Consider the following 15,617-nt stretch of genomic DNA (forward strand, 5'->3'; position numbering starts at 1 on the left):
TGACACCGTCACGGATCAGCGATGACAAATGTCATGCGACGTCCCCGCGGGGACGCGTCGTAAACCGCGGGTAAGGGTCACCTCGTTGTTTTGCCGTTCATTTTTACGTTCCTTTACCCTTGCTTCGAGCTTCTACGGTTCCCGAAGTCCGTACATCGAATCTCGGGAGTTCACGGTGGCTATCAAGCCTTTGGCCTTGTTCGTCAAACACGACGGCGTGTCTGCACGCGCGTCGATCACCTGCCAGTACAAGTGCGGAAACGCGTGCTCTCACGAGGTCCCCAACACCTCGGGCGGCGAGTACTTCCGCGACATCGCACGCACAGCGCTGAGTCGTCGCGGCTTGCTCCGGGGCAGCGGCATGGCAGTGCTCGCGGTGGGAGCGGGCAGCGCCCTCGTTGCCTGTTCGGACGAATCCGCAAGTGCCGAACCGGGAACCGGATCGACGAGCGGCAGCAGCAGCGGATCGACACCAGCGGGGACGAACTTCGGCGCCGTCGCGCCCAACAAGGAAGACAAGGTCACCGTCCCTGACGGATACGATCAAGCCGTCGTGATTCGCTGGGGTGACGCCGTTCTCGCCGGCGCCCCGGCTTTCGACTTCGACAAGCAGACTGCGGCGGCGCAGGAACTGCAGTTCGGATTCAACAACGACTTCGCCGGATTGCTCCCGGTCGACGGGCAGCCCAACACCTACCTACTCGTGGTCAATCACGAATACTCCACCGAGCCGGCGATGTTCCGCGGCTACGATGCGGAGAACCCGACCGAGGAGCAGTTCAAGATCGGCCTCGCCAGCCACGGACTGTCGGTCGTCCAGGTCAAGGGCGAATCCGACAACGGCAAGCTCGTACCGGAGATCGGATCGAACAACCGCCGCATCACCGGAACCACGGAATTTGTCGTGACCGGCCCCGCTGCAGGTAGCGACTTCCTCAAGACGAGTGCCGATCCCACGGGAACCAAAGTGCTCGGCACCCTCAACAATTGCGCCGGCGGCGTCACCCCTTGGGGCACAGTGCTTTCCGGCGAAGAGAACTTCAACCAGTACTTCGCGAACGCCGAGGGTGTCACCGATCCCACGGTCGCAGCGCGACTGAAGCGCTACGGTCTTGCCGGCGCCGCTTCCGAGCGCAAGTGGGAACGCTTCGACAAGCGGTTCGATCTGGTCGCAGAACCCAACGAGGTCAACCGATTCGGATACGTCGTCGAGATCGATCCCTGGGATCCGTCGTCGACTCCGATCAAGCACACAGCGCTCGGACGTTTCAAGCACGAAGCCGCCACCATTTACATCACGGCGGACGGCACCGTCGTCGCCTACAGCGGCGACGACGAGCGCTTCGACTACATGTACAAGTTCGTCTCCAGCCGAAAGATGCAGGACGGCAAGAGTCAAGCAGCCATGCGCCACAACATGACTCTGCTCGACGCCGGAACACTGTACGTCGCAAAGCTCAGCGGAAACTCCGCCGGCGAGATCGACGGCAGCGGCAAACTTCCGTCGGACGGCAAGTTCGACGGAACCGGCGAGTGGGTAGCCATCCTGCGCACCGGCGAAGACGGCAAGGGCGAATCGCTGGTAGACGGTATGAGCGCCGAAGAGGTCGCCGTCTTCACCCGCCAGGCCGGTGACAAGGTCGGGGCAACGAAGATGGATCGCCCCGAGGACTTCGAGGCAAACCCGAAGAGCGGCAAGGTTTACGTCGCACTGACCAACAACACCAAGCGCGGAGTCGACGGTGGCGCCGCGGCCGACGAGGCGAACCCGAGGAACAACAACAAGAACGGCCAGGTCCTCGAAATCACCGACGACCACGCCGGCACCACCTTCGGCTGGAATCTTCTTCTCGTCTGCGGAGATCCGGCCACAGCCGATACTTACTTCGGCGGGTTCGACAAGAGCAAGGTCAGCCCCATCTCATGCCCGGACAACCTTGCCTTCGACCCGCACGGCAATCTGTGGATCTCCACCGACGGCAACGCACTCAAGTCCAACGACGGGCTGTTCAGCGTTGTCCTCGAAGGCGAAAACCGCGGTGAGACAAAGCAGTTCCTCACCGTTCCCGTCGGCGCCGAAACCTGCGGCCCCATCGTGGACGAGAAGCGCGTCATCGTCTGCGTCCAGCACCCCGGCGAGACCGACGACGCCAGCATCGAAAGCCCCGCATCCCATTGGCCAGACGGTGGTTCTTCCCAGCCTCGCCCGTCGGTAGTTGCAGCCTGGAAGAAGGACGGATCTCGGCTCGGCTCGTAACACACATGAAAACGACGTGGGGCAGATCGCATACTCTGCGATCTGCCCCACGTCGTTTACCTCAGATTCTCAAGAGAATCAGTTGTCACCGTCCTCGCGACGCTTACGCGTCAGGAGAACAACACCCGTTCCCAGCGCCAGCAGCAGAACCAATCCACCTGCTGCGAGCAACCCGGTGTTCACGCCACTCTCACCAGCGCCACCACCCGAGTTGATCGTCCCGCCCTGAGGAGCAGACGGCTTCGGCTGACCCGGCTGACCCGGGTTTGCTGTCGGCGGCTTCGGCTGTCCCGGAACCGTGCTCGGAACCGGCTGACCCGGAACCGTCGGCGGTACGACGATCGGAGGCACAACGACGATCGGGGGAATGATGATCGTCGGTGTAACCGGCACCGTCGTGTTCGGAACCGTCGTGGTCGGCGGAACTGTCGTGACCGGCGGCGTTGTCGTCGGCGGCGTCGTTGTCGTCACGCCACACGGATCCACAATCTCTTCCGCGACAACTTCTTCTGTCGTGGTCTCCTCTGTGGTGGTCTCCTCCGCGGTGGTGGATTCCTCCGTACCGGTCACATCAGCGTCACCGGCAGTGATCGCGCTAGCCGTCGTCGTCGCAACCGTTGTCGTCGGAACCATCCGCGTGGTCGTCGTCGGAGGAACACAGGGCTCCGTCGTGACCGGCGGCGTCGTGGTGGTCGTCGGCGGCACCGTAGTGGTGGTCTCCGGCGGGTCTATCGGGTGTTCGGTGCAGAGAGCGTCGCCCGGGACACAGTCCACTGGCGGGTTCTCGCCACCAACCACCAGGTAGTTGTTCAGGACACCCGGAGTGAATCCGGGACCTGACAACGTTCCGATCTCAGGATTGACCTTGACGGTGTACGTCACTGTCGCGGTCTCGCCCTTGGCCAGCTTTCCGGTGACCGTGAAGACGTTGTCGACGACACCCGAAACAACCAGCGTGGAAGTGGTAGCCGGATCCTTCGTCATTACTGCATCGTCGAGAACGTCGGTGAGATCGTCGTAGAAGCTGACCTCACCATCCGCGGTGCCCACATTCTTGAACGTGAGCGTGTACGTGATCTCCTGGCCGCCAACCACACGGTTCGTGGTGGACGGAACAGAGGACTTCAGTACCTCGATCGCGGGTGTGCCATCCACCGGATGCTCGGTCGTCACCGGCGGAGGAGTGATCTCCGGACCCGTCGGCGGCTTCGCAGTACCAGTGACCTTGTTGTTGATCAGAACCCCGCCGGCAACACCATCGTTGATCTTCACCTGGTAGGTCAGAACAACCGACTTACCGGCCTCGAGAACGCCAGTCCACGAGAGCGTGGTGCCCGACAGGGTCGGAGCAGTCGCGTCGACACCGTCGACAGTTGCCTTGAGCGAACCGTCCACCAACGTCGCGTTGTCGAGAACCTTCGACAGATCATCGGTCAACACCACCGGATCAAGAGTCGTGTTACCCGTATTCGCACCCGTCACCGTATACGTGATCGTCTGACCCGCAGCAACATTGGTACCCGACACCGGATCCGCAGCCTTCGCGACCGTGAACCCCGGAACCTTCACCGGATGCGTCGTGCACAGTTGCGTCGCCGGATCACACACCTCCGGAGGATCAACCGGCGGAGTCGTACCCGGAACAACGAAGTTGTTCACGAACACCCCACCGACCACATCGGCATTGACCTTCACCGAATACGTCACCGACTTCGTTTCGCCGGCCGCCAAGGTTCCCGTCACCGAGAAACCATCCGTGCCGACCATCGTCGCAACCAACGGAGCATCAGCAGTCAAACCACTCAATGCACCCTTGTCCACAACCTGACGCAAATCATCGAAGTACGCCACCTCACCCGCACCGTTACCGGTGTTCGAGAACGAAAGCGTGTACTTGATGTCCTGACCGGCAACAACATTCGAACCCGACACCGGATCAGAAGACTTCACCACAGCAATCTTCGGAGAGACCACCGGATGCGTCGTGCACAGTTGCGTCGCCGGATCACACACCTCCGGAGGATCAACCGGCGGAGTCGTACCCGGAACAACGAAGTTGAGCACCGTGTTGTCGGCATTCGCCGCAACGCGATCGGCATCAGCCTTGACCGTGACGGTGTACGTCACCGTCTTGCTCTCACCGGCCGCAAGGGTTCCCGTCACCGAGAAACCATCCGTGCCGACCATCGCAGCCGTCAACGGAGCATCAGCACTCAAGCTGCCCGCAACCAGATCAGCATCATCGAGCAGACCACGCAGATCATCGAAGTACGCGACCTCACCCGCACCGTTACCGGTGTTCGAGAACGAAAGCGTGTACTTGATGTCCTGACCGGCAACAACATTCGAACCCGACACCGGATCAGAAGACTTCACCACAGCAATCTTCGGAGAGACCACCGGATGCGTCGTGCACAGTTGCGTCGCCGGATCACACACCTCCGGAGGATCAACCGGCGGAGTCGTCCCCGGAACAACGAAGTTGTTCACGAACACCCCACCGACCACATCGGCATTGACCTTCACCGAATACGTCACCGTCTTCGTTTCGCCGGCCGCCAAGGTTCCCGTCACCGAGAAACCATCGCCGCCGACCATCGTCGCAACCAACGGAGCATCAGCAGTCAAACCACTCAATGCACCCTTGTCCACAACCTGACGCAAATCATCGAAGTACGCGACCTCACCCGCACCGTTACCGGTGTTCGAGAACGAAAGCGTGTACTTGATGTCCTGACCGGCAACAACATTCGAACCCGACACCGGATCAGAAGACTTCACCACAGCAATCTTCGGAGACAGAACCGGATGCTCCGTCGTCACCGGCGGAGGAGTGATCTCCGGACCCGTCGGCGGCTTCGCAGTACCGGTGACCTTGTTGTTGATCAGAACCCCGCCGGCAACACCATCGTTGATCTTCACCTGATAAGTCAAAACAACAGACTTACCCGGCTCCAGAACACCAGTCCACGAGAGCGTCGTACCCGACAGGGTCGGAGCAGTCGCGTCGACACCGTCGACCGTTGCCTTGAGCGAACCGTCCACCAACACCGCGTTGTCGAGAACCTTCGACAGATCATCGGTCAACACCACCGGATCAAGAGTCGTGTTACCCGTGTTGGAACCGGTCACGGTGTACGTGATCGTCTGACCAGCAGCAACATTGGTACCCGACGCAGGATCGGCAGCCTTCGCGACCGTGAACCCCGGAACCTGAACCGGATGCGTCGTGCACAGTTGCGTCGCCGGATCACACACCTCCGGAGGATCAACCGGCGGAGTCGTACCCGGAACAACGAAGTTGAGCACCGTGTTGTCGGCATTCGCCGCAACGCGATCGGCATCAGCCTTGACCGTGACGGTGTACGTCACCGTCTTGCTCTCACCGGCCGCAAGGGTTCCCGTCACGGAGAAACCATCCGTGCCGACCATCGCAGCCGTCAACGGAGCATCAGCACTCAAGCTGCCCGCAACCAGATCAGCATCATCGAGCAGACCACGCAGATCATCGAAGTACGCGACCTCACCCGCACCGTTACCGGTGTTCGAGAACGAAAGCGTGTACTTGATGTCCTGACCGGCAACAACATTCGAACCCGACACCGGATCAGAAGACTTCACCACAGCAATCTTCGGAGAGACCACCGGATGCGTCGTGCACAGTTGCGTCGCCGGATCACACACCTCCGGAGGATCAACCGGCGGAGTCGTCCCCGGAACAACGAAGTTGTTCACGAACACCCCACCGACCACATCGGCATTGACCTTCACCGAATACGTCACCGTCTTCGTTTCGCCGGCCGCCAAGGTTCCCGTCACCGAGAAACCATCGCCGCCGACCATCGTCGCAACCAACGGAGCATCAGCAGTCAAACCACTCAATGCACCCTTGTCCACAACCTGACGCAAATCATCGAAGTACGCGACCTCACCCGCACCGTTACCGGTGTTCGAGAACGAAAGCGTGTACTTGATGTCCTGACCGGCAACAACATTCGAACCCGACACCGGATCAGAAGACTTCACCACAGCAATCTTCGGAGACAGAACCGGATGCTCCGTCGTCACCGGCGGAGGAGTGATCTCCGGACCCGTCGGCGGCTTCGCAGTACCGGTGACCTTGTTGTTGATCAGAACCCCGCCGGCAACACCATCGTTGATCTTCACCTGATAAGTCAAAACAACAGACTTACCCGGCTCCAGAACACCAGTCCACGAGAGCGCCGTCCCCGAGAGCGTCGGAGCAGCGGCAGCAGCACCGTCGACTGTCGCCTTGAGCGAACCGTCCACCAACGTCGCGTTGTCGAGAACCTTCGACAGATCATCGGTCAACACAACAGGATTGAGCGTCGTCTTACCGGTGTTCGTACCTGTCACCGTATACGTGATCGTCTGACCAGCATTGACGCCGGTACCCGACGCAGGATCGGCAGTCTTCGCGACAGTGAAACCGGGAACCGAGTGATTCGTCTCAACCGGCGGCGGAGTGATGTCCGGACCGGTCGGCGGCTTCGCAGTACCCGTGACCTTGTTGTTCAGAACCGTACCCGCAGCGACACCGTCGTTGACCTTCACCTCGTAGGTCAGGACAACCGACTTGCCGGCTTCGAGAACGCCAGTCCACGAGAGCGTCGTACCCGACAAAGTCGGAACAGCCACGGAAGCTCCGTCAATGGTCGCCTTCAGCGAACCAGGAACGACAGCAGCATTATTGAGGACCGCACCCAGATCGTCATTGATCTGTACCGGATCAAGCTTCGTCTTGCCGGTGTTGGTGCCGGTGACGGTGTACTTGATCGACTCGCCGGCCTGAACCGTCGAACCGGAGATCGGATCGGCAGTCTTCGCCAGCGTAAAACCTGGAACCGAGTGATTCGTTTCCACCGGAGGAGGAGTGATGTCCGGACCGGTCGGCGGCTTCGCAGTACCGGTGACTTTGTTGTTCAGAACCGTTCCCGCGGCAACGCCGGCATTGACCTTCACCTGGTATGTCAGAACAACAGACTTACCGGCCGGGAGATTCGCGGACCACGACAAAGTGCTGCCCGAAAGAGTCGGAGCAGCAACAGGAGCACCGTCGATGGTCGCCTTCAGCGAGCCCGGAACGACAGCAGCATTGTTGAGAACCGCACTCAGATCATCGGTGATCGTCGCGGGAGTCAGGGCCGTCCTGCCGGTGTTGGCACCGGTGACGGTGTACGTAATGGTGTCGCCGGCCTGAACCGTCGAACCGGAAACCGGATCAGCCGTCTTGGTCAGCGTGAAACCAGGCATGGGATGCGTCGTGCAGAGATTGGTTGCAGGATCACATGTTGTGGGGGGAGTTGTAGTCCCCGGAACCAGATAGTTGTTCAGAACTTTGTTGCCGCCGTCTTTGACAGTGACGGTGTATGTGACTGTCCCCTTGCCGCCGGCCGGCAACGTGCCGCCGACCTTGATCTTGTCGGCGCCGTTCAATGCGGCGGTGAGTCCGCCGGTTGCAGCACCGACCGCAACTGTTCCGTCATCAATGACGTCGGCGAGGTAGTCCGTGTAGTCGATCGTTGCCGGCGCAGTGCCCGGATTCTCGAAATTCAGAGTGTAGGTGATTGATTGGCCGATATTGACCGTCTCACCGGTAGGTGGTGACGACGACTTCTTCACGAGAACCGGGGTGTTCTTGACCTTGCAATACACGTTGTCACCCGGTGTAAGTGCTGCCTGCGCAACGTCACCGACCCTGAGGGCCTGGGTCACGCCGTTTACCTGGCAATCCCACGATGTCGCATAGTTCGCGGTCTTGGTCGCCGAGGTAGTTGGCTTCTCCCAGAACGTGACAGGGGTGGGCGTGGTATCTGCGAGGAGCGTCCGCCAGCCAGTCGATGCCGTCGTATCAGTCGCACCGGTCGTGGTGCTCTTGATCTCGGTTGCTGCAGCGGCGCCTGCATCAGCGTGGTGTCCGGTGCTCATGCCGATAGTGAAATCGTCACCGGGGGTGACGCGCGTGAGGTCCTTGTCGATCTTGACCTTCGACAGCAGCACACCGAACGCCAGGCCCTGACGCGAGGTCGCCTGAACGGTATTTCCGAAAGTGGCTGCGAAACTTGTCGGAGCAGTCGATGCAACGACCAGCGTTCCGGGCGTGCGCCCCTGGCCATTGACGTTGTTCCACGAATCGCATCGGACGGTATTGGCTGGCATACCCGTCAGCCCACCGTCACAGGCCCGAATTCCGGGGTAGGCAGGATCACTGTCGTCACCGACGGTACGTGCGATCTGCCGTAGAGGCTTGTCCGAATTGAAAGTGAGGAATTCACGGTCGTTCGTAGTATTGATATTCGCGTCTGTCGACTCGGCGTCGGCTGCTACGAGCCCGTAGTTGTTGACGGCGCCATTCGGCCCCGTCATCACGATGTTCTTCAGCGAGACTGTTCCACCGGACTGACCAGCGGTGGCTGAGGTTTGGTAGATCGCCGGCTTGATCGTCGTCGGCACACCCGTGTACGCGGAAGTTCCCAACGCTGCATAGTGCAACGTGGGAAATGCCTTCGTTTCGATCCCCTGGTGTGTCTTTCCCGCTACCGAGTCGGTGAGGAAAGCCTTGAAGTTGATCTTGTAACCGTCGGTGAGCTGGATTTCCATCGACTGCCCTGCCGCAGAAGCAGCCGTTGCCGCATCGAGCGTCGACATATCGATCCAGCAGATGTTCTGCGAGAACGGACCGGTGCCGGGGGCGCTGAATGCGCAGCCTTTTGCAGGCTGTTCATCCGGAAGAACAGCGGCGCGAGCCGGCGCCTGAGCCTGAACGGGGCCGCCGAGCGTCGCGGCCGGCTGCGCTGACGCAACCACTGCCGTCGCGCCGGAGATACCGAGAATCATCGCGATGGCGGTCCATACCACCGTCCACGCTCGCACCCAGGGCGGGAGCCCTGCGGTGAATATGGCCGACCTTGTCGGCGGTATGTCGTTAGGCATTTCTTACTCCCCAGGATGTGCCTGATCGATGTTCGATGGACGGAGATGCGAGAGCGCTGGCGCGAACTCCCGGTTGATCGGTTGGTTCGGGTCGATGCGCCTGTTTTCGGCTGATCGACCTCACACCGGACGCTGTTGCCGGTCCTGTCATTCGAGCTCCTCTTCGGAAACACCTGCGTGTTGGAAGAGCCGCCCTGAACAGGACCTTGGCCCTCGAAATCCGCGCAAATCGAGAGCAACCTTCCAGTTATCAGGAACAAGATAACAGATAACCGGGAGCTTGCCCATCGAAAGTCGGACAAAGCAGACCGATCGACGTTTTTGTTCGTAGATCGGACAAGCTTCGAGGAGCAGTGTTGTCCGAGCGGACAATTCAGCCCTCGGAGTGCGGCACCGCGGCGAACGCGATGACATTCAACGTTTCCGCTGACCAGATCGGGTGACGACCAACCTCGAGGAAGATATGGAATCTGGACAAATGCCCAATATGGATAAGGCCTGTTGGATGCGCCACAGACCCTCGAACGACGTTCGGAAACCCCGTCCTGCATGGAGTCCGATCACGCGTGCGAGCCCGTCGAAATTGATCGAATTGATCCAGACCACACTCAGCGACTGCTGCCGGTAACGAAGCATCCCGAGGCTCCGATAGTTGGATTGCGAGGCACCAACTTCGCCCGAAACCGGGCGGCCGCCTTCGATTCAGACCCAACTTCAAGTCCGTTTTGTAGCTTTTCAGGCAGAGCAGTTCTGCTCATTTTCTGCCACAGCTATCTTTTGATCCTGCTCAGTTAGTCGAAAATTCTGCGACTGTGGCTACCGTTCGGCAGAATTCTCGTAACTGACGAGCAACAACCGGACTAACCAGCCAAGCGAGGCAAAGGCGTCGAAAAGAGCCCTTCCACATGCCTCGCGACAAATGCCTCGAGGGCGAAAGGGCCCGAAACGGGCGCCACGGAGCCAACGGCCCCGCCGCAACCTAGCTGCTGCCGAACCCCACACTGTTGGCGTAGCGATCGAAATCGCCCTGGGCTCCGCTGTAGACGTTGATATCTGTGTTTCCGGTGATTCCTGGGATGCGTCCGGTGCTGGTGTACTGCCAGAAAGTCCAGTTGGACCAACCGCCGGGTAGCGGCCCCGGTGCGTTCTGCCCGTTGTAATCGGCGATCCACAGCGGGTAGTGGTTGAACTCGGTGGTGTTGGCCATCTGAGTACGCCAGAAGTTGGGATACGTGTAAATGATGGGCTGCCGCCCGGTAAGTGCCTGGACTGTATTCAAGTAGCGATGAGTCCAGTCGATGACCTGCCCGGCGGGCAGTCCCTTCGCGTCCTCGAGATCCAGAACGGGCGGGAGGTCACCAGGTCCGTTGATACCCAGGACGATCGCCGAATAGAAGGCGGCCTGGGCTTCGGGGGACTGGCGAACGTCTGCGTAGTGGTAGGCCCCGCGCGAGACGCCGGCAGCACGCATGACCAGGCAATCCTGGATGAAGTACGGATTGACGTAGTTGAGCGACTCGGTGGCCTTGACCATCGCGAACTCGTGCCCTGACGCCTTGACCTGGAACCAGTCGATTCCGGTTCCGTCCACGTGTTGCCACGAAGAGACGTCCGGGCCACGGGGAGCGTCGGCAGCGGCGAGGCCAGGTGCCGTGATCGCGATGGCAGCTGCCATCGCGATCGGGGTGAGCTTGCCCAGTGTCCTGACGATCCGTCGCTCGACCATTTCCCGAGACTAAGGTCGACTAGTCCGTTTTGTCCCCTAATTCAGGGAATGTTCACTCAACCGAGCCAATCGAGAACAGCCGCAGCGGTCCACGACTGTTGCATACTGCCCAGCGGCTCACCGGTGAAAGGCTCGTAGTATTCGGCAAAACTGCCATCGCTGGCCTGCCGCAACCCCTCCGAACGCAAGACGTGCGATCTCTCGGCCCACCCCCGACGCGCGAACGCCCACGAGAACAACCACGTGATCACCGGCCACACCGGGCCACGCCAATACTCCCGCGGGCGGAAATCGCCGGAAACCGGAGACGTCGACGGTGGGACAGCAAACCGCATGTCCGGGTGACCACAGAATTTGGGCCCCTCGAAAGTGCGCAACAGAGCGCGCTCGGCATCGCGGCTCAGGCCGCCGCACAGCAACGGCGCAAACATCGCGATGGTCTCGGTATGAACCCATCGCCCGGTGCGAAGATCGAAATCCTTTGCTGCACCTGATCGTTCATCGGTGGTGGCAATCACGCCCTGCCGGAATCGATCTGCCCACCCGCGTAGATCACGGACGTCGGAGTTCGGCCGGGAATGCTCCTCGCCGATCGTCGCCAGGACGTCGCACGCCATCGAGAAGACCGCGCTGACAAACACGTCCTCGACGGCAAAACTCATGGCTGTGGCAAGCTGCGAGTCCTCGTACCGCACGGCCTTCATCTCTTCGAGAAGCCAAAGGTAGCGGTCGTATTCGTGATCCGTGGGCCGCTGAGACAGGTCCGTCACCACAGCGAGATCAGCACGCTGATACGCAGGAACTTGTCCCGCAACAACATTCGCGTACGCCAGATCCCACCGCGGAGAGTTGTCCATCCCAGATTCCCACCCGTGATAGAGCGCGATACGGCCGTTGCCGTCGAGATCGCGGGCCTCCGCCAACCACCGGTGCCACCGAACCAGATCGCTCCAGCGCCGGTCGAGAAACTCTTCCGCGACCGCACGCGTCGTACGTCCGTGCCGACGCGAATGATCGAGAATCCGCTGCACCGCGATCGCGTGAACGGGGGGTTGGGTGATTCCCGATGTAGCGGTACCCAAAGGAGCATGCGCTGCCAACGCATTGACATCCCACCGCGTCGGTCCGGGGAAGTAGCCGTCGACACCGTTCGCGAACACGATGTGCGGAATCATTCCGTTCTTCCACTGAGCCGAGAGCAAGGTATCGAGCTCTACTACCGCCCGTTCGACGCTGAGCGGCGCCAGACCTACCGCCACGAACGCGGCGTCCCAGCTCCACATGTGGGGATACAGCTTCGGGGCAGCGCTGGTCATCGTGCCCAGGTCGTTTCCGCGCAGCAAGTAGGCAGCTCGGGCGGCGAGCTGAGTCGGGGTGAATCCGCGGTCGGCCATAGATGTCTATTTTGCGACGCGTCGAGCCTTTGCGCTCACCGAGCACGAATCCGGCGCTGCAGCCGCAATAATGAAGGAAGTCCGTCAGGTGATCTCGGAGTGGAGGCCTAGTGCGCGAGAAGATCAAAGCACTGCTGTTCGACGTCCAGGGCACAGCGACCGATTTTCACAGCACACTGTGCCGAGAGGCCCGTCGAATCACCGACGCCGACGTGGACTGGCCAAGATTCGTCAATCTCTGGCGCGCTGAGTACTTCGCGAACACCTCCGAGGCCGACGACTCCACAGGCGAATGGGTGACAGTACATTCGGTGTACCGCGAGGCTCTGCGCAAGCTGTTGGCCCGCGAGAGCATCGAACTTTCCGATGCCGAACAGGAAGAACTCACCACCGCCTGGAAATTCCTGGACCCGTGGCCCGACACTGTCGCCGGCCTGACAACCCTGCGCCAGCAGTACACAATCGCTGCCTTGTCCAACGCCGACGTGAATGCCGCAGTCAGCATCTCCCGGCACGGAAATCTGCCATGGCATGCCGTCTTCACTGCCGAAATGGCCGGCGTCTTCAAACCAGATCCGAAGATCTATCACCTGGCCGCTCGATATCTCGGGTACGACCCGGCCGAGATCATGATGGTTGCCAGTCACAAATATGACATCCGGGCGGCCAAAGCTCTCGGATTCCGCACAGCCTTCATAGCTCGACCACTCGAATTCGGAGCCAGGGGCAATCCCGATGTGTCCTTCTCCGACGAGTTCGACATCAACGCCGAGGACTTTCTCGATCTGGCAGCGCAATTGGTCCACTGATCCCGTGCCTGCGCGTCGTTGCTGGTATTCCTACGTGAAGGAATATCGAAACGGACAGGCGGTTTGGAATTCATGGGCACCAAGGAAGACAGCGCTACCCGCGAACGCAAGGCCCTGCGGTACTCGCTCGTGGTCGCAACGGCGTTGGCTGTGCTCGCCGCATTCTGGGGCTGGATCTCGCAGTCCCAGGTGATCCTGCTCGACGGTGTGTACGCCCTCATCGGAATGGTGTTGACGGCGATCTCACTGCGGGTCTCGCGGATAGCCGACTCGGGCCCCACCGCACGCTTCCCGTTCGGAAAGGAGGCATTGATCCCGGTCGTCATCGCTGTCCAGGGCATGGCACTACTGGCGACGCTCGCCTACGCCGCAGTCGAGGCAGTTCGTGTCATCCTCGCGGGCGGAGCCGACGTCACCGCGGGGTCTCTGGTGGCATACGGCGCTGTCAGCGCAGTGGTGTCGATCATCATCTGGCGCTACGTCGGACAAGTCGACCGCACATCTGATCTGCTCGTCGCCGAAGCCAGGCAATGGGGAGCGTCGGCTGCCTTCAGCGCGCTGGTCGCAGTCGGTGCTGTCGTCGCAATGATCCTGGGCCGCACCGATTTCTCCGACGCCGACCGATATGTCGACTCCGTCTTGGTCCTCCTCGGCTGCGCGATGCTGGTCCCGCAACCGTACGCACTTCTGCGAACCGCACTGATCGAACTCCTCGAAGGTGCTCCCGGCGAAAACGTTCAGGCCCGCGTGCACGATGCCATCGCCGTCGTCCGCGACGAATTCGGTTTGGACGAACCGACTCTCACCATGAGCAAGGTGGGTCGCAAGCTGTATGTCGAAGCGACGTTCATGGTCGTGCCACACAGCTGGGACATCGACGGTGAAGACGCAGTACGACGCTCGTTCGCCACCAGCCTCGCCGATCTCCCCTACGAACCGTGGCTGAACATCGAACTGACTACAGATCCGGCGCTGATGCTCTAGCGACGGAACCTGTTCTCGAACAATAGAATCACGACGGCCGGGCCCACCTCACCTTCTCGAAAATATCCTTGACTCGAAAGTATGTTCGAGTATGATGGGAGGTGGAACGGGGGGTTCTCATGACGATCAACATCACCGACGAAGATACTGTCACCGACGTGGTCAACAACTCCGCCGTGGGTGTGCGCGGACGATTGTGGCGGCTTCACCCCAGCGACGTCCGCGAGATCGCCATCACCGCGTCAGCGGAAATTCTTCGCCTGGAAGCCATTCGAGTGGCCGCTGTCGACACCCTGACGTTGAACCCGGACGAACAAGTACTCTGCTACCGCGGCACCGGACAATGGCTCGCGAACCACACCATGCTGCAGATCTCCACCGGCAGAAGAATCGCAGCCCTGGGCAAAGCGCTACGCTCATTTCCCGAGATCGAAGACCAATTCGATGCCGGTGACCTCACTTTCGAGCACGCAGCACTGATCGTGGCGTTCTGCGAATCCCCACCCAAGGCAATGCCCGACGCCGCACTACCGTACTGCCGCGACACACTCCTCGCCGCAGCATCCGGAACCGAAGCAACCACCGTCAAACTGCGCTACGCCATCAGCGTCCTCGAGCACATGTTCGAATCCGACGACCCACCACCAAGCGAAGACACCGACCGCAACGAACTGCGCATCTCCCCCACCCTCAACGGAAGAGTCGCCGTCCGAGGCGATTTCGACGGAGTGACCGGCGAAATGCTTCTCTCCGCCCTCTCCAACCTCTCCATGCCCACCCCCGCCGAAGACGGCACACCCGACAAACGACCCGCCGCCACACGCAACGCAGACGCCATGGCAGAACTCATCCGGCGCTACCTCGACAACGCTGCCACCGGCATCGACGGCGGCCAACGCCCACACCTGAACGTGCACATCAACGCCAAAGACCTGGCCTACCACCGTGAATGCGCCACAACGGGCGATGGCTCAACACCTGTCCCGTCCGAGGACGACGATCCCGGCATGCTCGATCTCGACTTCCAAGATCTCGACAAACAAGATCTCGATGTCGGCCACATGCCCTGGATGGGACCACTGAGCATCGGCCGCACCCGCATGATCGCCTGCGACTGCATGCTCTCCAGCGTCCTCCTCGACGAAAACGGTGCCCCACTCGACGTCACCCCACTCAAAAGGCTTGTCACCGCAGCACAACGCACCGCCCTGATCGCCCGCGACAAAGGCTGCGCCTTCCCCGGCTGCGACTGCGTCCCCGCCTGGACCGACGCCCACCACATCAAACACTGGGCCAAAGGAGGACCAACCGTCATGGACAACCTGGTCCTACTCTGCCGAACCCACCACACCCTGATGCACCGAAAACCCGGATTCACCGGACAATGGGAAATCCGAATGGGCACCGATCACCTGCCCTGGTTCATCCCACCACCGGGCATCGACCCCGACCGGAAACCCCGCCGCTCCACCACACGACTCTGAACCCGGAGG

7 protein-coding genes are annotated in these 15,617 nt (G+C 60.8%); 4 read left to right on the forward strand and 3 right to left on the reverse strand.

Translation table 11 applies throughout. The features are described 5' to 3' along the window. Window positions 1-175: 175 nt before the first annotated feature. Entirely contained in the window at window positions 176-2,257 is a 2,082-nt protein-coding gene (locus P0M12_RS11855) for a PhoX family phosphatase (RefSeq protein WP_042450656.1), read from the forward strand. Window positions 2,258-2,335: 78 nt separating this feature from the next. On the opposite strand, the gene P0M12_RS11860 is transcribed toward P0M12_RS11855, so the two are convergent. The 3 genes from P0M12_RS11860 to P0M12_RS11870 all read right to left on the reverse strand — a co-directional run bounded on the left by P0M12_RS11860 (window position 2,336) and on the right by P0M12_RS11870 (window position 12,331). Next, window positions 2,336-9,211, reverse strand: coding sequence for an isopeptide-forming domain-containing fimbrial protein (locus tag P0M12_RS11860; protein WP_277377751.1), 6,876 nt, complete (start codon window positions 9,209-9,211; stop codon window positions 2,336-2,338). 979 nt (window positions 9,212-10,190) lie between these two features. Then, on the reverse strand, window positions 10,191-10,937 hold the full coding sequence (locus P0M12_RS11865) for a glycoside hydrolase family 25 protein (protein WP_003942452.1): 747 nt from the start codon (window positions 10,935-10,937) through the stop codon (window positions 10,191-10,193). Window positions 10,938-10,993: 56 nt separating this feature from the next. Continuing rightward, the gene (locus P0M12_RS11870) at window positions 10,994-12,331 is read right to left on the reverse strand and encodes a glycogen debranching protein (RefSeq protein WP_019746148.1); all 1,338 of its coding nucleotides are present in this window, start codon (window positions 12,329-12,331) and stop codon (window positions 10,994-10,996) included. Between the two features lie 110 nt (window positions 12,332-12,441). Between P0M12_RS11870 and P0M12_RS11875 the strand changes: the two genes are divergently transcribed. From P0M12_RS11875 to P0M12_RS11885, 3 genes are all read left to right on the forward strand, one after another. After that, a complete protein-coding gene (locus P0M12_RS11875; protein WP_007735269.1) occupies window positions 12,442-13,140 on the forward strand; it encodes a haloacid dehalogenase type II in 699 nt (232 codons plus the stop codon). 72 nt (window positions 13,141-13,212) lie between these two features. After that, window positions 13,213-14,124: a cation transporter gene (locus P0M12_RS11880; RefSeq protein WP_277377752.1), complete on the forward strand. Its 912-nt coding sequence runs from the start codon at window positions 13,213-13,215 to the stop codon at window positions 14,122-14,124. Between the two features lie 119 nt (window positions 14,125-14,243). Beyond that, complete coding sequence (locus tag P0M12_RS11885; protein WP_277377753.1) at window positions 14,244-15,608, forward strand: HNH endonuclease signature motif containing protein; 1,365 nt, start codon at window positions 14,244-14,246, stop codon at window positions 15,606-15,608. The last annotated feature ends 9 nt before the right edge of the window (window positions 15,609-15,617 follow it).

The organism is Rhodococcus sp. RCBS9 (genome assembly GCF_029457415.1).
In the GTDB taxonomy this organism is placed as follows: Bacteria; Actinomycetota; Actinomycetes; order Mycobacteriales; family Mycobacteriaceae; genus Rhodococcus_F; species Rhodococcus_F qingshengii.